Annotated in this window: 25 protein-coding genes and 1 pseudogene; 16 read left to right on the top strand and 10 right to left on the bottom strand. The window is 41.1% G+C overall.

Features of this window, described 5'->3' with window-relative positions; translation table 11 throughout:
* Positions 1 to 138: 138 nt before the first annotated feature.
* Complete coding sequence (locus H0U71_09785; protein MBA2655335.1) at positions 139 to 645, bottom strand: hypothetical protein; 507 nt, start codon at positions 643 to 645, stop codon at positions 139 to 141.
* Between the two features lie 533 nt (positions 646 to 1,178).
* On the opposite strand from H0U71_09785, the gene H0U71_09780 reads away from it, so the two are divergent.
* Positions 1,179 to 1,616 carry a universal stress protein gene (locus H0U71_09780; protein MBA2655334.1) on the top strand — a complete coding sequence of 146 codons (438 nt, stop codon included), beginning with the start codon at positions 1,179 to 1,181 and terminating at the stop codon, positions 1,614 to 1,616.
* A 27-nt stretch (positions 1,617 to 1,643) separates the two neighbouring features.
* On the opposite strand, the gene H0U71_09775 is transcribed toward H0U71_09780, so the two are convergent.
* Both H0U71_09775 and H0U71_09770 read right to left on the bottom strand, forming a co-directional pair.
* A complete protein-coding gene (locus H0U71_09775; GenBank protein ID MBA2655333.1) occupies positions 1,644 to 2,075 on the bottom strand; it encodes a YeeE/YedE family protein in 432 nt (143 codons plus the stop codon).
* The gene (locus tag H0U71_09770; protein MBA2655332.1) at positions 2,072 to 2,500 is read right to left on the bottom strand and encodes a YeeE/YedE family protein; all 429 of its coding nucleotides are present in this window, start codon (positions 2,498 to 2,500) and stop codon (positions 2,072 to 2,074) included. Before H0U71_09770 ends, H0U71_09775 begins: the two co-directional genes overlap by 4 nt.
* Positions 2,501 to 2,771: 271 nt before the next feature.
* Here H0U71_09770 and H0U71_09765 point away from each other — a divergent pair, with 271 nt between their 5' ends.
* From H0U71_09765 to H0U71_09720, 10 genes are all read left to right on the top strand, one after another.
* Positions 2,772 to 3,047, top strand: a complete 276-nt coding sequence (locus tag H0U71_09765; protein ID MBA2655331.1) for a DUF2933 domain-containing protein — start codon at positions 2,772 to 2,774, stop codon at positions 3,045 to 3,047.
* Between the two features lie 3 nt (positions 3,048 to 3,050).
* Positions 3,051 to 3,713, top strand: a complete 663-nt coding sequence (locus H0U71_09760) for an isoprenylcysteine carboxylmethyltransferase family protein (protein MBA2655330.1) — start codon at positions 3,051 to 3,053, stop codon at positions 3,711 to 3,713.
* Positions 3,710 to 3,964: a hypothetical protein gene (locus tag H0U71_09755; protein ID MBA2655329.1), complete on the top strand. Its 255-nt coding sequence runs from the start codon at positions 3,710 to 3,712 to the stop codon at positions 3,962 to 3,964. The genes H0U71_09760 and H0U71_09755 overlap by 4 nt, the downstream gene beginning before the upstream one ends.
* 35 nt (positions 3,965 to 3,999) lie before the next feature.
* On the top strand, positions 4,000 to 4,656 hold the full coding sequence (locus H0U71_09750) for an AarF/ABC1/UbiB kinase family protein (protein MBA2655328.1): 657 nt from the start codon (positions 4,000 to 4,002) through the stop codon (positions 4,654 to 4,656).
* A gap of 122 nt (positions 4,657 to 4,778) precedes the next feature.
* On the top strand, positions 4,779 to 5,699 hold the full coding sequence (locus H0U71_09745) for an AarF/ABC1/UbiB kinase family protein (GenBank protein ID MBA2655327.1): 921 nt from the start codon (positions 4,779 to 4,781) through the stop codon (positions 5,697 to 5,699).
* A 65-nt stretch (positions 5,700 to 5,764) separates the two neighbouring features.
* Positions 5,765 to 5,983: a DUF1003 domain-containing protein gene (locus H0U71_09740; GenBank protein MBA2655326.1), complete on the top strand. Its 219-nt coding sequence runs from the start codon at positions 5,765 to 5,767 to the stop codon at positions 5,981 to 5,983.
* Positions 5,984 to 6,085: 102 nt separating this feature from the next.
* Positions 6,086 to 6,409, top strand: coding sequence for a four-helix bundle copper-binding protein (locus H0U71_09735; protein ID MBA2655325.1), 324 nt, complete (start codon positions 6,086 to 6,088; stop codon positions 6,407 to 6,409).
* Between the two features lie 162 nt (positions 6,410 to 6,571).
* Positions 6,572 to 7,150: a LemA family protein gene (locus tag H0U71_09730; GenBank protein ID MBA2655324.1), complete on the top strand. Its 579-nt coding sequence runs from the start codon at positions 6,572 to 6,574 to the stop codon at positions 7,148 to 7,150.
* Between the two features lie 4 nt (positions 7,151 to 7,154).
* Positions 7,155 to 8,207, top strand: coding sequence for a zinc metalloprotease HtpX (htpX, locus tag H0U71_09725; GenBank protein MBA2655323.1), 1,053 nt, complete (start codon positions 7,155 to 7,157; stop codon positions 8,205 to 8,207).
* 41 nt (positions 8,208 to 8,248) lie between these two features.
* Entirely contained in the window at positions 8,249 to 9,388 is a 1,140-nt protein-coding gene (locus H0U71_09720; protein ID MBA2655322.1) for a site-2 protease family protein, read from the top strand.
* Between the two features lie 33 nt (positions 9,389 to 9,421).
* Here H0U71_09720 and H0U71_09715 read toward each other — a convergent pair.
* The 7 genes and pseudogenes from H0U71_09715 to H0U71_09685 all read right to left on the bottom strand — a co-directional run bounded on the left by H0U71_09715 (position 9,422) and on the right by H0U71_09685 (position 17,494).
* Positions 9,422 to 10,567 (bottom strand): annotated as a pseudogene (locus tag H0U71_09715) (methionine adenosyltransferase).
* A gap of 11 nt (positions 10,568 to 10,578) precedes the next feature.
* Entirely contained in the window at positions 10,579 to 11,076 is a 498-nt protein-coding gene (locus tag H0U71_09710; protein ID MBA2655321.1) for a hypothetical protein, read from the bottom strand.
* Positions 11,077 to 11,138: 62 nt separating this feature from the next.
* Positions 11,139 to 11,582 carry a universal stress protein gene (locus H0U71_09705; GenBank protein MBA2655320.1) on the bottom strand — a complete coding sequence of 148 codons (444 nt, stop codon included), beginning with the start codon at positions 11,580 to 11,582 and terminating at the stop codon, positions 11,139 to 11,141.
* A gap of 92 nt (positions 11,583 to 11,674) precedes the next feature.
* Positions 11,675 to 14,023: a copper-translocating P-type ATPase gene (locus H0U71_09700; protein ID MBA2655319.1), complete on the bottom strand. Its 2,349-nt coding sequence runs from the start codon at positions 14,021 to 14,023 to the stop codon at positions 11,675 to 11,677.
* A gap of 364 nt (positions 14,024 to 14,387) precedes the next feature.
* Positions 14,388 to 14,561 (bottom strand): DUF2933 domain-containing protein, encoded by a 174-nt coding sequence (locus H0U71_09695; protein ID MBA2655318.1) that lies wholly within the window; start codon positions 14,559 to 14,561, stop codon positions 14,388 to 14,390.
* A gap of 128 nt (positions 14,562 to 14,689) precedes the next feature.
* Positions 14,690 to 17,026: a heavy metal translocating P-type ATPase gene (locus H0U71_09690; GenBank protein ID MBA2655317.1), complete on the bottom strand. Its 2,337-nt coding sequence runs from the start codon at positions 17,024 to 17,026 to the stop codon at positions 14,690 to 14,692.
* A 207-nt stretch (positions 17,027 to 17,233) separates the two neighbouring features.
* Positions 17,234 to 17,494 carry a hypothetical protein gene (locus H0U71_09685; GenBank protein MBA2655316.1) on the bottom strand — a complete coding sequence of 87 codons (261 nt, stop codon included), beginning with the start codon at positions 17,492 to 17,494 and terminating at the stop codon, positions 17,234 to 17,236.
* A gap of 47 nt (positions 17,495 to 17,541) precedes the next feature.
* Here H0U71_09685 and H0U71_09680 point away from each other — a divergent pair, with 47 nt between their 5' ends.
* The 5 genes from H0U71_09680 (at position 17,542) to H0U71_09660 (ending at position 19,767) form a co-directional block, all read left to right on the top strand.
* Entirely contained in the window at positions 17,542 to 17,829 is a 288-nt protein-coding gene (locus H0U71_09680) for a hypothetical protein (GenBank protein ID MBA2655315.1), read from the top strand.
* 165 nt (positions 17,830 to 17,994) lie between these two features.
* Complete coding sequence (locus H0U71_09675) at positions 17,995 to 18,162, top strand: hypothetical protein (GenBank protein MBA2655314.1); 168 nt, start codon at positions 17,995 to 17,997, stop codon at positions 18,160 to 18,162.
* Positions 18,163 to 18,212: 50 nt separating this feature from the next.
* Complete coding sequence (locus H0U71_09670; GenBank protein ID MBA2655313.1) at positions 18,213 to 18,908, top strand: hypothetical protein; 696 nt, start codon at positions 18,213 to 18,215, stop codon at positions 18,906 to 18,908.
* Positions 18,909 to 19,568 carry a DMT family transporter gene (locus tag H0U71_09665; GenBank protein ID MBA2655312.1) on the top strand — a complete coding sequence of 220 codons (660 nt, stop codon included), beginning with the start codon at positions 18,909 to 18,911 and terminating at the stop codon, positions 19,566 to 19,568.
* Positions 19,537 to 19,767 carry a hypothetical protein gene (locus H0U71_09660; GenBank protein ID MBA2655311.1) on the top strand — a complete coding sequence of 77 codons (231 nt, stop codon included), beginning with the start codon at positions 19,537 to 19,539 and terminating at the stop codon, positions 19,765 to 19,767. Before H0U71_09665 ends, H0U71_09660 begins: the two co-directional genes overlap by 32 nt.
* Positions 19,768 to 19,786 lie beyond the last annotated feature (19 nt).

The raw sequence follows: 19,786 nt of genomic DNA, 5'->3' as shown, positions 1-19,786 counted from the left end.
AATGCAATTTCAAATTTTGCTACTGCCGACCACTTCTTGTTCTTTGCCATTTTTACCTCCGGTTAGAGGCTATTATCTCTCAAAATTTATTTCTTTGCTGGTCTAAAATGTGGGGGTCATTATATATTGCGATTAATTTTATATGCTTCTAACCATTCCGACTGAAATAGCCTCCCCCGTTAACAATGACTCATTTACTCTTAAATCATGACATGTTAATAAAACAGCATCGGCTGCAATTCGATCACCTTCTTTAAGGATAATAATGTCATCTATAACCACTTCTCTTCCAGCAATTCGTTTGTATTTTCCATCTCGAATAACTAATGCACGAGGACTGGTTAAATCGCGCAGTGCTTCCAAAACGCGTTCTGTTTTGCGTTGCTGAAATATGAGAATAGTGATAATGACGAGCACAAAAATCAGAAGAACAATGGCTTCTTTTGGATCACCTAAAATTAAATAAATGACTCCCGCGATAAGCAGTAGTAAGATCATTGGTTCTCGAATGGCTTCTAAGCCGATGGTCAAAATAGTTCGTTGTCTTACTGTAGAGGGAAGCTCATTGTATCCATATTCTTTAAGTTTTTTAGCTGCTTCAATTTCAGATAAGCCGTTGTAAATAGGTTTTTCCACTATATTCATCCTGAACAAGTTATTTTTTCAAAAGCCAACGCCAGATGGCTCGGCGTTCATAATTTCCAGTATGACAAGATAAATAATTATTCCTTGAAAGTGTGTGGAGGACTAATTTAATAATTACATTTTCTTAATGAAAGTAATGCTATAATTAATTATGATTCACATCAAATAACTTGTCCGAAATTATCATAATGAACTGATATATTTTTTAACATAAGGATTTAAGATTTGATATATACTTTTATATGTTACCTAACTTTACTCGTTATTAAGGGATTAGCTTATGGATAATAGATACTTCAAAAAATTTTTATTAAAGAATCAGCTAAAACTTATTGGAATCTTTTGTAAGAATATTTTTTGAAAATTCGTATTCCAACGAAGAATGCATTAAAAGGATGTCTATGCAGCTCACATTTATGGGTGCAACGGAGACCGTTACGGGTTCTAAATATTTATTAACTTCAAATTCTAAAAAAATTTTAATTGAATCAAAATAAATATTACCCACTTGAAAAACTTAAGGAATGATCAACATGGCTGTTTATCAAAATATTTTGCTTGCTGTGGATTTGCATCCGTCTTGTCAAGATCTCACCACAGAGTGTGCCGTTGAATTTGCTAAGGCTTACAACGCTAAGCTTTCTATTCTTCACGTCGTCGAGCCTATCCATGCCTACAGCGTAGGGCAAGCATATCCCATGGTGACGGAAGTTGAAGATCAAATTGCTAATGAAGCGAAGAAGGCATTGAGCACTTTGTCAAAGAAATATGGTATTCCACACTCACAACAAATCGTTGAAATGGGGCCACCTGTTATGATTATTTTGGATAATGCAAAAAAACTGAATGCTGATCTAATTGTTTTAGGAAGCCATGGGCGTCATGGGATACGTTTATTGCTAGGTTCCACCGCTAACGGGGTAATACATCTTGCACAATGGGATGTGTTAGCAGTACGGATGAAAGAATAACCTGATCAGCATCGAAACTTAATCTAGCTATTTAGCTAAATATTTTTTGTATAGAAACGATATTGCCGGGTAAATAAATAAACTTGCAATCATCCCAACCAAAAAATAGGCAGCATCGGCTATTCCTAATCCAATGGCAGTAATAGCTGGACCGGGACAATAACCTGCGAGTCCCCAACCAATACCAAATAGTGCAGCACCTAAAATAAGACGTACATCCATGGATTTCTTTTCTGAAATAAAAAATTTCTCTGCGAATGCGGGTTTTGTAAAACGCGAGGCCAATTTATATCCAGCCCATGCAACGATAACAGCACTGATCATAACGAATGCTAGGCTAGGATCCCAGTTACCCGTGAAATCCAAAAAATTTAATACCTTATACGCATTAATCATATTCGATATGGTTAATCCACAACCGAATAACAATCCGCAAAATAATGCTGCAATATATATCATATTATATTCCAAATATGCCGAACGAAATAAACCGTAATAACTCCGAATACAAAAAAGATAACGGTTGCTACAAATGATCGGAAAGATAATCGCGCAATACCGCAGACACCATGACCGCTAGTACACCCACCTCCTAATCTTGTTCCGATTCCCACTAAAAATCCTGCCAGGAGTAATAAAGAAATCGGAAAATGGCTGCGTGGCGTGAAATGAATTTGAGGGAAAATATAATAAATCAGACTTCCTGCTATTAACCCGATAAGAAACAAAAGGCGCCAAAAGAAATCGTTTTTGTGTATTGGAAATAAGCCATGAAATATTCCACTTATGCCTGCAATTCGACCATTTAGCAAAAATAGTAATATTGCACTTAACCCAATCAATGAACCGCCGATCAATGAACTAATAGGAGTAAAAGTTGTCATATGATGTCGTGCTCACTTATTTTTTGTGATTTAACGCATTTCCTTAAGAATACAAAAGCTATCAGCAAATGAAATAGCAATAAAATTATAACATATAAAAAAATTTAATATTCAATCGGTTTATCAGTCAATTTTACGCACTTGGAAAAAAATATTCCTATCATCAAAGTTGGGCCACTCTCATTAATTTGGGGGTGCTTTTCGCTGTGCTATTGCTTGGAGCAGAAGGGATGCACGGAAACTTACTTATTCCTATGCTATATTTGGCATTATGAAAACGGAAAATCATCAACATCCTCATTTGCATAGCAGGGATAAAGACAAGTTTAGTTGGCGTTCTGTTCGCTGGCTAATCATATTTATTATCTTCGTCATTATCGGATACTACCTCATCACTGAGCATAGGGCGCATGTCGCAGGCTTTTTTGCTGTATTTCCGTGGTGGATACTCTTGTTCTTGTTATGTCCACTGATGCATTTTTTTCATGGCGGACATGGAAAACATGATGAAAAAGAAGATGAGAATTCTCCTGGGGAAAAGGATTAAACTATGGAACATTCTAATGCCTATGGTCTTTGGCTTTTGGTGTTTGTAAATTCCGCTATATTCATTCTTTTTGCTTATAGTTTTACCAAATTTAAGACCAAACGAGATTGGCGCACCTTCGGTGCATTTTCGGCTTTTGTGATTGCCTATTTTACAGAGATGTATGGTTTCCCTCTCACTATCTTCTTATTTTCAGGTTGGCTTTCAAAATATTATCCAGCTATTAATCTCTACGGCCATGATACGGGCCATTTACTGCATACGCTATTTGGGATGAAAGGCAATCCGCATTTCGACGTATTTCATATTCTCAGTAACATATTAATCTTTGGTGGTCTTTACATTATTTATTCTGCTTGGAGCACGCTTTATTTAGCCCAAAAGAAAAATCAACTTGCAACAACGGGACTTTATGCGAAGGTGCGTCACCCACAATACGATGGTTTTATATTGGTCATGATCGGTTTTTTATTGCAATGGCCAACCATTATCACGTTGATTATGTTTCCTATACTAATTTACCTCTATGTTCGTCTTGCTCATCAAGAAGAAAAAGAGACCTCGGCAGAGTTTGCTGATGCGTATAAACGCTATACTGAAGTGACCCCAGCATTTTTACCCCATTTTTTTCATAAACAACGTAACCAGAAAGGAGATGCATCATGATGTTTATATTTCACTCGGCTATTACACTGGGATTGATTGCTTTTTCACTTGGCATTAGTTTACTAATCTGGGGGCTACGTAATGAAGGGGCTGCTATACAATTAGCAAAAATAGCGGGTTCGCTGGTTGCCATTTTTGCAGTGATAAGCATGCTATGTAGCACCTATTATGTGACTAAATATTGGCATGAGGGTTATTTTGAGACGCCCACTGCTGCTATTAAGCAACTTCCAAACGAAAGGCGCGGATGATGCAAAAATATCCTAAGTAAAAATAAGCTACCAACGTGCGGGGACTAAAAAGCAAAATCAGCAACCTAAATCGCCTGCGCAAAATTCTTGCCGTTATTTTTGAAGCAGGCGGTGGGATTTTAGTTAAAAAAATGCGCTTGAAGTATTTAGTCCCTTGGTCATGCCGGATTTATTGCTTTTTTAACCCGCGCCATCCGAAAAATTGCCTTATTCAAATGAGAAAAAAAGAAAAGGTGATTTCTTCGGCGGTTCTGCGAGAAGTATTGGAAAAATTAGGGCCAACCTTTGTTAAATTGGGCCAGGTTTTAAGTCTTCGCGCTGATCTGATTGGAGAAGAGGTTTCAGAGGAACTTTCAAAACTACAAAGTGATGTGACGCCTTTTTCGTGGCAAGAAGCGCATGACATTTTTACTGAGGAGCTGGGTAAAAAACCAGAGCGCATTTTTAAAACGATTGAGAAAAAACCGGTGGCGGCGGCTTCCTTGGCGCAAGTGCATCGCGCCTATCTGCAGGATGGCAGGGAAGTTGCTGTAAAAATCCAACGCCCTGATATCCGACATCTTATTGAACACGATATTCACATACTTTTTTATCTTGCCCATCTTGCCGAACGTTTCATAACCGAAATCAGACCTTACCAACCTGTTCGAGTCATCAAAGAATTTGCCGACTGTGGATACTCCGTGAGTTAGATTTCAAGGCGGAAGGCTATAATGCCGAACGTTTTCGTTTTGCTTTTAAAGACAACCCCCATGTCCATATTCCGTTGATTTTTTGGGATTATACAACGTCCCGAGTGCTTACCATGGAATTTATGCATGGCGTGAAAGCAAATGACATTGCGGGGATTGAAAAGCTAGGGGTAGATCGGAAAAAGCTCGCCTTAGTGGGTGTCGATGCCATCTTCGAGCAGGTTTTGATTCATGGTTTTTTTCATGCAGATCCACATCCAGGTAATTTCTTTGCCTTGAAAGATAATGTGCTCTGTCTTCATGACTTTGGGATGGTTGGCTATCTAACCGAGGAACAGCGCAAGGAATTAGTGAGTTGTTTCGTGGCATTTGTGGATAAAGATATTGATCACTTTTTCAAACACTTCATGCATCTTGCCATTTTGTCTAACCAGAGTGATATCGCTAATTTCCAAAAAGATGTGTCCAATATACTTTCTGAGTTTTTCTTCTCTCCCAATCAACCTAGTATCGCTGGGTCATTCTTTCGAATCATTAATCGAGGAGCCACACACGGTATCAGTTTTCCAGCTGATCTTGCCTTATTTGGCAAAGTAGTGATCACGACAGAAGCAATGGGTTTGAAACTTTACCCAGAATTTAACTTTAACAAAGAACTACAGCCTTTCGTTATCAAAGCGTTTAAATTTTATTTAAATCCGGAGCGAATTGCTGAAAGTGTTAAGACAGACATTTTTGACTATTTAGCCTTTCTCAAGACGTTACCAGAACGCACTCAGAAACTACTATCACAAATTGAAAGCGGTGAGCTGAGTGTGCAAGTGGATTCCTCGGAGTTGCGGGACATGATGAAAGAATTTAATCGCCAAAACGATGTCCGAATCTTAGGAGTGGTTTTGGTTGCAGTCCTCATTGTTACCGGCGTCCTTCTCCACCTTGAGGGTGTGAGGACAATCATCGGAATCACACTGGGTAAGTTGGGAGTCATTGTCTCTGTTATCCTTTTTATCTGGCTCCTCATAAAATTAAAATGGCATAAATAGCCTGTTTTTAGCTAAAAAAATCATCAACCTTATCTTGTTTAGCCGCTATACAAGCATCGATCATTATGATGAGTCAAAATAGACTTGAAGACAAAGATAGAAGAAGAGGGGAGCATGATTATAAAGTTAATCTCAAGGCAGAACTAGAAATTCGGTTATTGGATGAAAAAATAGATCATTTAATGATGCACCAATATAAAAGGTTGCTTGATATACAAGAACTGCAGACGGATTATCTAGAGGATATATTGAAACAAATCGAAAGGAATTCGACTCATAAATAGCTGTTAGTAGAAGTTTATCAGCTGCAACCCAAACTTATCTTGTAAATACTCTATACTTTATTCTGTTTTTTGACATCAACTGTCGAATAAGGAGATCAAAGTATGGAAAAGAATCTTAATGAATGCATTAAAACTTTCGAAGAATGTATTCGAGCTTGTGAAAAATGTGCCTTTGAGTGCTGTGCTCAAAAGGGTAAAGACTATGCTGACTGCTTAAAAGCGTGCGTGACATGTTCGCAAATCTGTTCATTGTGTACCCAGCTATGTGCACGTAATGATAAGTTGGCAAAGGATATTATGATGCTTTGTGCTAAGGCGTGTGAACTTTGTGCAACAGAATGTGAAAAACATTCTGACGAGCTTTGCAAGCAATGCGCTAAAGCCTGTCATGAATGCGCTAAAGTCTGTGAGAGCTGCTGTAAATAACACTTATAAGGGTGAGAAGGATAAGTCATTCTCACCCTTATTTAAAATCCCTGGCATATATCTTTTAATTGCTGGCATTCCTACTACACTTGTAGAGTGGCTGCCGTTCTGATGTCAAAAATCTAGCAACAACGGCAAAAGCATAGAGAGAAGGAGTTTTTTATGTTGACGTTTATTGTTGTAATCGCGCTCTTGGGTCTGCTTATTATCTCTACGATTGTGATTTACAATGGCTTAATTGCCATGATTGAAGCGGTGCGTAATAATGAGCGCCAGATCGATATCCAGTTAGACCGTCGTTACAAAGTTTTCGAATCGCTTATTAACGTGGTCAAAAACTATATGGATTATGAAAAATCCACCCTAAAAGACGTTGTTGCTTTACGTAACCAATCCTTGACCGCTAAAGCACAAGGCGATGCAACGGCAAGCATGGCAGCAGAAACTAAAATCTCAGGAATACTAGCGGGGTTAAATGTGGTATTTGAGCAGTATCCTGACCTTAAGGCCAATCAAAATGCCTTGCAGTTACAAGAGGAGATTTCAAATACCGAAAACAAATTGGCATATTCAAAGCAAGCCTACAATGACAGTATTGAACGTTATAATGCGAGGAAAAAATCCGTTTTTCCTTCTATCGTTGTCAGTATATTCCCTAGCAAACTAAATTTTACATTCCCTTATTGGCATTTAGAGAAGGGAACTATCAAAGAACGAGAAGATTATAGTGTAAAGATGTAATCTTATGATCGATTCATTGAAGAAATATCAGGTAAAGATAGCTGACTGGCGACAATTATTAAAAAGTAATCAACGACGCACATTGCTTGTTATCAGCATTTTTATTTTGCTTTACATTGCCTTGGGATTATTCATTGATTTATTCATTTATTCAGAAAAATATCCCAAGGTGCCATTGTCTCCCATTTTTTATTCCATTCTTACATTTCAATTGATTCCGTATGCTACGATCATAACGACAATAATTGCGATCCTTTCATTAGCGGTGACTTTTATTTGGTACGACAAATTAATGTTATTAGGCACAAAGTACGATGAGGTGACACCTGAAACAGCTAAAACCCTCTTAGAAAAGCAGCTTTATAATACGGTTGAAGAAATGAAAGTTGCAGCAGGTCTTCGGTTTATGCCACGCGTCTTTATCCTTGATGCGGATTATATGAATGCCTTTGCCAGTGGTTATAGTGAAAAATCAGCAATGATCGCAATTACTAAAGGTTTATTGGAAAAATTGAATCGTGCAGAAATTCAAGCTGTGATGGCACACGAATTAAGCCATATTCGTCATATGGATATTAAATTAACACTGATGGCCTCTGTGCTTGCTAATTTAATGTTGATGATGATCGATATATTATTTTATAGCGTTGTTTTTGGGAGAAATCGACGTTCAGAGCGGGAAGGTGGCAATTGGCTTGTTTTAGGTATTATTGTTTTACGCTATCTCTTACCTCTGATAACTGTACTGCTCGTGTTATTTTTAAGTCGCACTCGGGAGTATATGGCTGATGCGGGTTCAGTGGAGTTAACACGTAATAATGAACCACTCGCCAATGCATTATTAAAAATTCAGGGGGATTATGATGCTCATCAAGAAAAATATGCAGAAGCTTATAATAAAACACCTCATGAATCGACTCGTCGCGAGGCCTATATTTTTGATCCAATAACAGCTGGGATCGGTGGGAAAAAATCACTGAGTGATTTTTTTTCTACCCATCCAAACATTCAGAAAAGGTTAGAGGCAATCGGATTTAAAACGAAAAGAGATGAGTAAAAAGAAAATAAGCAAAGTCATAGTTTCAAAAAGGATTGCGTATGGACACAAATAAATCAGGTCTTCATTTGTTTAATTTATTTGGCTTTGAAGTGAGACTTGATTGGTCTTGGTTTTTTCTCGCTATTCTTATTGTATGGACGCTTGCGGTTGGTTATTTTCCTATGCACTTTCCAAACCTCGGTAGCAATACTTATTGGATCATGGGAGTTGTTGGTGCGGTAGGACTTTTTTTGTCTATTATTCTGCATGAACTCTTTCATTCACTGATTGGCCGATACTACGGTGTGCCTTTTGGAGGTATTACGTTATTTATTTTTGGTGGCATTGCAGAAATGCGTGATGCGCCGCCCAGTCCAAAAGCTGAGCTACTTATTTCTCTAGCGGGTCCTTTGCTGAGCATTGGCTTAGGCTTCATTTTTTACTTCCTTTTTCAGATAGGTACTCAGGCGAAGTGGCCGATCTCAGTCAATGGCGTGATCCGTTATCTCAGCGTGATTAATTTCGTCCTTGGAATTTTTAATCTTTTGCCTGGGTTTCCACTGGATGGTGGACGGATTTTGCGATCCATACTTTGGTGGTGGAAGGGAAACTTAAAATGGGCTACACAAGTTGCTTGTAGAGCTGGAGTTGGATTAGGTTTTGGAATGATTTTCTTTGGAATTTTTCAATTTGTTCTGGGTGCATTTATTTCTGGTATCTGGGCGTTCTTGCTCGGATTCTTTCTTCAGCATATCTCAAAAATGTCTTACCAAGACCTTCTCATCAGGGATATCTTTCAAAACGAGCGTATCAAGAAATACGCCAAGACCCATCCCATCACCGTACAACCCGACATAACGCTTCAAGATCTTGTAGATAATTACTTTTATAAACATTATCACAAACTCTATCCCGTAGTAGAAAATAAAAAGCTTGTGGGTTGTATTTCATTCAATGAAATAAAACAAATTGAGAAGGAACAATGGCCAATACTCAAAGTGAGACAGGTCATGCGTCAATGTACGCCTGAAATTGCGATAGATGTTGATACTGAAGTATCAAAAGTGCTTCAAATGATGACTTCTCAAAAAATCAGCCGTGTCATTGTCACCGATCAGGGAAAGCTTTATGGGATTATAACGCTGAAGGATATGATGGATATCATTTCCATGAAATTGAGTCTTGAGGAAAAGGATTAGATTAATTTATACTAATTATTTTAACGGATTTGATTAAACCAGACTCTCTGCTTTATCGGTATATTCCCAAGTAAATTCGGGGTTGTCTCGACCAAAATGACCATAAGCTGCCGTCGCCAAATAAATGGGTCTTAACAAATTCAGCGTGTGGGTAATCCCATACGGTCGTATATCGAAGTATTTATGGATCAACTTCATTATCGCTGATTCTTCGACTTTGCCGGTACCAAATGTTTCTACTCGAAGAGAAACGGGTTCTGCAACCCCAATGCATAAGAAATTTGGATCTCACAACGCGATGCCAAGCCTGCAGCAACAATGTTTTTGGCAATATAGCGTGCGACATAAGCGCCAGAGCGATCCACTTTGGAAGGATCTTTTCCGGAAAAAGACCCGCCGCCATGATGAGCCATGCTGCCATAAGAATCAACTGCAGTCTTTTTCCCCGTTAAACCACAATCACCCTGAGGGCCGCCGATGACAAATCGACCTGTAGGATTAATATAATAACGGGTGTTTTTATCCAACCATTCTGTAGGTAAAACTGGTTTTATAATTTCTTCATGGATGGCTTCGACTAAATTTTTATAGTCGATTTCAGGACTGTGTTGAGTTGATAATACCACGGCATCTACCTTGATCGGCTTATCACCATGATAACGCAATGTCACTTGGCTTTTCGCATCAGGGCGTATCCAAGGTAACTTGCCACTTTTACGCACCTCTGCATGGCGTTTCATCAGACGGTTAGCATAGACGATCGGTGCTGGCATCAATACATCCGTCCAGTACACGCATAGCCAAATACCATGCCTTGGTCGCCCGCACCCTGTGCTTCAGGGCGAGAACGATTGACACCTTGAGCGATGTCAGGTGATTGTTTACCAATAACTGAAACCACGGTACAAGAATTTCCGTCAAAACCAAGCGCGGGATCATTATAGCCTATGGCATTAACACATTCACGAACAATTTGTTCGATATCCACTGAAGCGTTGCTACTTATTTCCCCCGTTATTAACACCATGCTGGCTTTAACCACAACTTGACAAGCGACGCGGCAATGAGGATCTTGGGCAATGATTGCATCTAAGATAGCATCGGCAATTTGATCGGCGATTTTATCAGGGTGTGTCCTTCCGATACAGATTCTGAAGTGAATAATTGATCCATAAACATCCTTGAATAATTTATAAATCAAGCCAGTATTTTGGAAAATGTTCCTGCGTAAATTCCGCTTTAATCATCTTTTGCTGTGTGCCTATACGACGAATTTGTATGATGATACGGTATAAATTTTGACTATCAATTTTAAAGTAATTACCAAATGTGATGGTGTTAACAATTTTCATCGGTTCGAGTGTTTTAGTTTCGCTCGTCAAACCTATTTCTTCTACGGTGGCTGTGACATCAGCGTCAGTGATACGCTGACCGGTTGCATTATCAAACAAAGAGACGAGGAGGTGGTAACGGTGTGTGCTCGTTGGAATACCTCCATGCATTTTGCTCTCAGGGTGTTCTTTACCATGTCCAAGGATCATCTGGGCTGGAAGAGCGCCTAAATAAATGACCACACCATCAACCTCTTTATAAGGTACAGTTTCAGTTGCTAGGGAGACCTGTGTTGAAAGAGTAAAGGTCACGAGCAACAGAAGCCAAGATATTCTTTTGAAATAGACAATCATCATTCTTTATCCCCTAGTTAACTCACTAACATCTGATTTTTTTAAGCCAGTCATATTGAGATATTTTAAGAATAACTAGGATAGGGTATGGTTAATACATCGCATTGGGCGTGAGATAATGCAGCATAAGCTGTCGAACCCAAAAGACGATAGATCCCCTTTCTTTCATGATGCCCCACAATGAGCAAATCAATATTGAGTTGCTTCATTATTTCAGGAATGATTACTTTGGGTTGGCCCACTTTCACATATTGATTTTCTGTAGCCACATTCAACTTTTTTCCTATTTCGGCTAATTGTTGTTTTGCATGTTCAATGCAGGATGGTTCGTCATATAGAATGCCGGGATAGACGATATCTGGTAATTCAACCACATGAATCAGGCTGAGTTTTGCCTGGCACATATCTGTTAATTGTTTGACTTTCTGTGCAGCAAAATATGTTCCTCTACTACCAAGCTCAACAGCAAATAAGATATGTTGATACATTGACACTCTTTGGTTTTCCATCAATCTTCCTCATATATTCCTATGATTTAACCTGCATCCTTGAAACAGATAAAGTAAATAAAATACGAATAAATTATAACATATAAAAAAGTTTACTCTTTCTTAGAAAAATCATGGACGCCTTCTAAACGCGTACGTTTCAGAAGTAAGGCATTCATAGCAACCAGTACGGTGCTTCCCGACATGGCAAGTGCCGCGACCTCTGGACTGACAGTAATTGGATAGAAGAGGCCTGCCGCAAGTGGGAATGCAGCCACATTATAGGCCACCGCCCAAAATAGGTTCTGGTGCATCTTGGTGAGCGTAGCACGCGAAAGTGCGATAGCACCGACGACATCAAACGGATCGCTTTTCATCAGTACCACCTTGGCACTTTCCATGGCAACATCCGTGCCAGCCCCAATTGCAAAGCCTACATCTGCTTGCATAAGGGCAGGTGCATCATTAATGCCATCGCCCACCATACCCACCTTTTTGCCGCCTGCCTGTAACTCCTTGACTTTGTCAGCTTTCTGTCCTGGCAGCACATCAGCAAGTACAATAGAGATGCCGAGTTCATCGGCAATACGTTTTGCAGTGTCATGGTTGTCACCTGTTAGCATGGCCACTTGCACACCGCGAGCTTGTAAAGCTTTGACTGTAGTCGCTGAAGTAGGTCTTACTGCATCAGCGATAGCAATGAGTCCAATGAGTTTACCGCTTTGTGCTACGTGCACGACTGTTCGACCCGCACCCTGAAGCTCTTTTGCCTTTTCTGTGAGACTTGCCATATCAACTTCCCGTTCCTCCATTAACCGGCGGTTACCGAGTAATATCATTTGTCCACCTACCTTGGCTTCTGCACCCTTACCCTCGATGTTAGTAAAGGCTAGAGCGGCTTCTGTACTGATGCCATTAGCACGTCTTCTTATGGCTTGTGCTAGTGGATGCTCTGATCCTTGCTCGACTGCCGCGGCGGCTGCAAGTACTGCTTCCTGAGTCGTAGTTGATGCTGCAACTACTTCCACGACTTCAGGTTGTCCGATCGTCAGCGTCCCCGTTTTATCAAAGATGATCACATTGAGTTGAGTGGCTTCCTCTAACGCAGCAGCATCTTTAAAAAGAATACCACTCACAGCGCCAAGACCAGTGCCCACCATCACTGCCATGGGCGTAGCAAGACCGAGCGCATCGGGACAAGCGATCACAAACACAGTGATGGTGAGTGTAAGGGCAAATAGCAGTGATTGACCTATCCACCAAGACCAGATGGAGAAAGTGGCAAGGCCAATGATTATCGCGATGAGTACCAGCCACTGCGAAGCGCGATCGGCAAGTCGTTGCGAGGGGGCCTTAGAATTTTGCGCTTTCTGAACGAGCTTTACGATCTGTGCAAGTGCTGTGTCAGCACCCACCTTGGTAGCTCGATAACGGAAACTGCCACTTTTATTAATAGTTGCACCAATCACGGTATCGCCCAATTTTTTCCCCACCGGCATAGACTCACCCGTCAACATCGATTCATCCACTTGCGATTGACCCTCGATGATCTCACCATCCACCGGTATTTTATTGCCAGGACGTATCAAAACTGTATCACCTACGAGCACTTCTGCAGTGGGAATATCCATCTCTTTACCGCTACGAATAACGGTAGCCATGGGTGGGGCAAGATTCATGAGCGTGCGAATAGCATCCGATGCACCCGCCCGAGCGCGCATTTCAAGCCAGTGTCCAAGAAGAATAAAGACGAGCAAGACCGCAACCGCCTCATAAAATTGCTCCCCTCTGAAAAAGAAGGTTGACCCGACACTGAACACATACCCCGTACCGACTGAAAGCACGACTAATACGGCCATATTCAGTACACCGTTTTTGAGTGCTCGGTATGCTTCAACAACGAATGGCCATCCTGGATATAGTATTGCCACACTTGCGAGAATAAAAAGCCAGACATTCAGCGCTAGACCAAAGGGTGGTACAGGTGGTTGAAATAGATTACCCATGGGAGAATAGAGAAAGATGGGTAGGGTGAAGACGAGTGTTATCCAGAAGCGATTGCGCATATCCCGAGCCATCATGGCAAGATCCATCTCTGGCCCATGACCCATTTCCTGGGCCATCTCATCAGTCGTTTCGCCATGGCTAACAGCGGCGGTTGGCTCCCTCGGAAGCTCAGCACCATAACTAACAGGCAACAAACCCTCTTCGCTAACTGGGTCTTCCAGAATGCAGAGGTGTTTCGGCAATAATTCACCCGTGCAGTGATAGCCGCAGTTTCGGATCGCCGCTTTAATTTTTTTCAAGTTGATACGATGTTCATCATATTTGACCGTTGCACTGCCTGAGATGTAGTTAACCTGTGCACGCTTTACCCCTGGCAATTGAGTCAGTTGTTTTTCCACACCCAGCGCACTCAGCGCAGAAAGCATGCCGCCCACGTCCATGATGGTAGTCTTCATGTTAACTTTACATCCTTCGTGTTAATTTATCGTTATAAAAAACATAGAGTCATTCGTAGGCGATTTGCATTTCATTGCAAAGGGCTTGCTACTTCTCCACACCCCAGCGGCGGTATAACACATTGTAAATCGGGCAGTACACTAAGCCAGCGTAAACGCCATAAAGAAAGCTCTCGACCAACCCCAAGCAAAAACCCCACCAAGTAAGCCACTTGAATGCGGGTAGTATGAGTTCTAGAAAGGCCTTCATGTGTAGGCTCTCGGGTGTCACGAGTCCCCACACAACGCAAACAATAAAGGTGATCGCGCTGAATAGACCCAAGGCCCAGGTAACAAGTTTCGTGTTTAACATCTGCCTTCTCCTTTAGTGTTTATGGCCGCCGTGCGGTGAGTTTTTGTCATTTTTGCTTTGATCGTTTTCGTCAGGGTGTTTGTGTTTTTTATGTCCTCCTCCACAGCCTCCGCCATGGCCAAAATGCATCATGATGAATAGGACAAATAACAGCACCCAAAACCAATTTTGTGCTAACCATCCCATAACATCCTCCTCATAGTTGGCGGCAGTAAATTACTTTTATTATAATAGATTCCACGCTAATTTTTTATTTTGAGAGCGACATTTATTAAAATTAATCAAGTATCAAAGTGAAGCATAAGTCATTCTCTTTATTTTAATTTTTGTATTTTCAACAATGCAGAATTAGCGATTACGGAGAGTGAACTTAGGGCCATGGCAGCTGCGGCGATGATGGGATTAAGGAAGCCCAGTGCAGCAATTGGCACACCAATGCTGTTGTAAATGAATGCCCAGAAGAGGTTTTGCTTGATCTTGAGCATGGTAGCGCGAGACACGCGAATGGCTGTGACCACATCACGCACATCGCTCTTGATGAGAATAATCCCACCGGTTTCTTTCGCGACATCCGAACCCGAGCCAATGGCAATACCGATGGTTGCTGTGGCGAGTGCAGGGGCATCATTCACGCCATCTCCAACCATGGCCACCATCTTGCCTTGTTTTTGTAAGTTCTGAATAACTTCCACTTTCGACTGAGGAAGGACTTCAGCGATGACTTGGGTGATTCCCAACTGTTTTGCAATCGCATTGGCAGTGCGCTGATTGTCTCCGGTAAGCATGATGACTTCAATCCCATCGGCTTGTAAGCTTGCTATGGCTTCTTTGGCTTCGGGTTTTAAGGTATCCGCAACAGCAATGATGCCAATCAATGATTGATCGCATGCAACCAGCATCGCAGTTTTGCCTTCTGCTTCGAGTCGCTGCATGGGTTCTTCTGCAGCTTGCGTTGCAATATTTTCACGTTGAAATAAACGACGATTGCCCAATAGAATGCGATGATTATCTACCTTACCTTGAATACCATGACCTGGAATTGCCTCGAACTGAGATAGAGCGGGTGGTATCAATTTCCTGTATTGTGCAGCCCGTACGATAGCTTCTCCCAATGGATGTTCAGACCCTGCCTCAAGCGCTGCTGCTAATGACAAAATTTCATTTTCAGATACGGAGGAAAGCGTGATGATGTCAGTGACATTAGGCTCGCCACGCGTCAGAGTACCTGTTTTGTCGAAGACGATGGTTGTTAGTTTCTCAGCACGTTCTAAGACCTCTCCGCCACGAATCAAAATACCTTTGTCTGCACCTTTACCCACACCGACCATGAGTGCTGCAGGTGTCGCCACCCCGAGAGCACAGGGGCAAGAAATGATAAGGACAGCAATGAAGGCGAGGAGTCCTTGCGGGAAGTTGCCAGCAATCCACCAGCCAAAAAAGGCGAATAAAGCAATGATGACGACACCGGGAACAAAATAGGCCGTCACTTTATCGGCAATACGCTGAATTTGTGCGGTACTTGTTTGAGCATCTTCAACCATCTTAATAATTTGTGCTAAGGTTGTTTGTGCACCCACCTTGGTTGCCTTGAAGCGAAGCATTCCATGTTGGTTCAATGTACCGCCGATCACTTCATCACCCGGATGTTTCTCGATTGGCATGGATTCCCCAGTCAGCATTGATTCGTCAACAGAAGATGTTCCCTCAAACACGGTGCCATCGGTCGGGATCTTTTCGCCGGGACGTACGATCACAACTTCATCCACCATGATGGTTTCTGCAGGAATTTCCATTTCTTGTCTTTCACGCATGACATGGGCGATAGCCGGCTTTAGATCTAATAATTTGCGCACTGCAGCAGAAGAACGCTTCTTAATGATTTCCTCCATGTACTTCCCGAGCAGCACGAAGGCGATGATGACCGCTGACACCTCAAAGTAGACATCGCGTTCGTTAACTTTGATTGGCAGCACATCAGGAAAGAATAACACAGCGACGCTATAGAAATAGGCTACAGAGGTACCCAGTGCTATCAAAAAATCCATATTGATGCGGCGTGTTCGGATCGCATCCCATGAACCCTTATAAAAGCTCCAGCCGCCGATGAATTGCACGGGTGTAACTAAAATGAATAGCCACATGCCCCACGTGAACCAAGGCAGCGCCGGGATGGGTGCCCAGGTGACAATAGTGGCACCTGCTGCCAATGTCAAAAAAGCACCGGCGCGTAGGATGGCGAGTGCAAGTACACCAGTCAGTGCGATCGCGACCCGCCTTTTCATTGATTTCATCTCTGCTTCGGGTGATTCGAAAGTGTGTAGGCAATTGACACTGCAGAAATAATAATTCCTTCCTGCACGCTCGGACTGAAGGGCAGTGGACTTTTCGACCACCATTCCACAAATGGGATCTTTTGCCATTTCATGGTTCGATTTCGGCTCCTCAGGTACTTTCTGCAGTGTATGTTTATGAACACTCAAATCAGACATGTGGTCATGTGATTCGGGTGTTTCGGCAAATTTCGTTGGATTTTCTTGAAATTTATTGAGGCACTTTGTAGAACAAAAATAATAGCGTTGTCCATTATGAACGACATTGCCTGAAGCTGATTCTTCGCTAACTTGCATTCCACACACTGGGTCGATGGGCATAACGATTCCTTTCGACATTTATCCATGATGATGTTATTCGTATTTTTTATCATAGCTAACTAAGTCATGATACGCCATGTATCAGAAGAGCTTATGTTAGGTATGCTATAGTCAATAAGTAAAAATATTCATAGCTCAATATGGGGGGGGTTCAATTTAACAAGGAGGATCTTACCCTTCCTCGGTTTTTTTGAGATTAATTACTGTTTACTTGTCACCGTGTCTCAGCTGAGTGGAGTAGTAAGCCGTCGGTGTTTTGTAGTACCCTTCGCTCCAATATTTAACTCCATAATAAAGCGTGCACAGATACCCTAATACCGCCAAGATAGCGATAATATACCCTGTAACTCTTACAAGCTTCACTCCTTCACCTTGGTTTCGAAATGACCATGCAATAAATGCTATTCCAAGACCAAATGCGATGAATATGAGTGCAGTTGCTACATGAAATGAAAACGGATCTAACATGGAGTTAACTCCTCTAAAAATAGGTATTACTACTATAGTTTATTTTTATGATGTTTTTATCACATACCGCTTTTGCGCTGGAGGTCATCGCACTAGCGATCGGTATCAGTATGCTCATTTGGTCCAAAACTGCTAATAACAATCTTGCAAAAACGTTTGGCTATATCATTGCAATTCTGGCAGTCGTTGGCATGTTGTGTCCCTTATATTATGCCTTTAAATATTGGGAAGATGGCTATTTCGGTACACCCTGGGGTCAGATGGAAAATCGATCAGGAATGAGTGAAAACGAACAGGATGGCTCCTCAAATGATGAATCGCTGAAAGTAACGTAACTGCCCGATCGGAGATGTTATTCTCGTTTTTTATCATAGCTAACTAAGTCGTGATACGCCATGTATCAGAAGAGCTTATGTTAGATATGCTATAGTCTGTCGGTGAATAAACCTTGCAATTTTGATATTAAGTTTTTCTCTTTTAACATCGAGGTGTTTTTCATCATGTTTTTATCTCATTTTATGTTTGAGTTAATTGTCTTGGTATTGGGTATTGGTTTGCTCATCTGGTTTAAGGGCAAAGGAATTATAAACAATCTTGCAAAAACATTTGCCTATATCATTATAATCGTTGCGGCCATTGCCATGGTATATCATCTGTTTCACGGTTAAATAAAGAGTGGGGAAATGAATTTTAGTCAGGGAATAAACGCATGATGTTTATGACGCAGCATGCCTGGATAGTCGGAGCCTTATTTTATTTATTACTTTGGTGCATTTTGTTTGTATGGCGAAAAGAATTTAGAAAGGAGATGCTCATCGTCAGTTTGTTCACTCTGCCACTAGGTTTAACAGAGCCTCTTTTTGTTCCTAGCTATTGGCATCCACCTTCCTTATTTAATCTTGCTATGCGAACGGGTTTTGACATTGAAAGTCTTATCTTTTCATTTGCGATTGGTGGAATTGCCGCAGTGATTTACCAATCCATCTTCAAAGTGCAACTTCAATCTGTTTCAAAAAAAGAAATGTCGAGGAAGAGACACCGATGGCATGGGTTTATTTTAATGCTACCTGCGATTATTTTTGCTTTATTAGCAGTACTGACATCTTGGAATAATATTTATTCAGCATCGATTGCGCTATTTGTTGGCTCACTGGCTGCAGGGTATTGTCGACCCGATTTAAAGAAAAAGATTTGGGTGGGTGGATTGTTGTTTTTATTTTTGTATTCGATATTTTTTTGGGTTCTTATTTTTATTTTTCCGGATTTCGTGAAAGAAGCTTGGAATCTAAGCGCATTGAGTGGCATTTTAACCCTAGGGATTCCAATAGAAGAATTGTTATTTGCTTTTACCTTTGGGATGTTATGGTCGAGTCTTTATGAGCACTTTTTTTGGCTAAAATGTAAGGATACCTAATTGTCACCCAATCCCATCAAAGGCATTTTTTGGATGCTTCTTCATTGTGTCAATTTCTCCGTTATGTCAGTGATGGTGCGATTGTGTACTGAAGGAGGATTGCCTGTATTTGAAATATTTTTCTTAAGCACATTAGCCTCTTTTTTCTGTATGCTGGGATGGGCTATTTATACAAAGGGGAAGTGGCTGCGTATAAAAACAGCTTGGTTGTATATTTTTCGTGCACTGCTCGGTACCTTAGCGTTAATACTATGGTTCTATACGCTGAAGATGATTCCGCTGACAGAGGCAACAGCAATAAATTATACTTGGCCGCTCTTTGCTGCTATTGCGGCTGTTTTTATTCTTCATGAACCTTTGGATTTGCGTCGTATTGTTGCTTTGATTGTGGGTTTCTTAGGCGTTGTCATTATTATTCGCCCTGGTCTCGAGATCGTGAAATTAGGGGTTGTAGTGGGGATCTTAGCATCCGCATTAGGGGCAGTTGTTGATATCATCACGAAAATACAGACTCGTGTTGAGTTGTTGAGTACGCAAACTTTTTATATCTCATTATTCATGTCAATAGCATCGATGCCCATGGCGGCTTTATCCTGGCAATTTACCCACAGCAAGCCAGTGGATTTCATTGGTTATTTTGGGGCTTGTTTTTCTGTTTAATTTCTTTGCTATTTTTCAAGCCTATCGATTTGCCGATTTGACACTCTTATTACCTTTTGATTTTAGTCGATTGTTAGCTACATTATTATTAGCGTATATTTTCTTTGGAGAGATAATGGATATTTGGTCCGGTGTGGGTGCGGTGATCATTTTATCGAGTGGAATTTATATAGTGCACCGTGAAGCAAAAACTCATTGATTAAGAGAATGAGAATTCT

Source organism: Gammaproteobacteria bacterium (assembly GCA_013697705.1).
In the GTDB taxonomy this organism is placed as follows: Bacteria; Pseudomonadota; Gammaproteobacteria; order UBA6002; family UBA6002; genus UBA6002.
The sequence above is the reverse complement of the archived record's forward strand: the minus strand, read 5'-3'. Positions and strand labels throughout refer to the sequence as shown.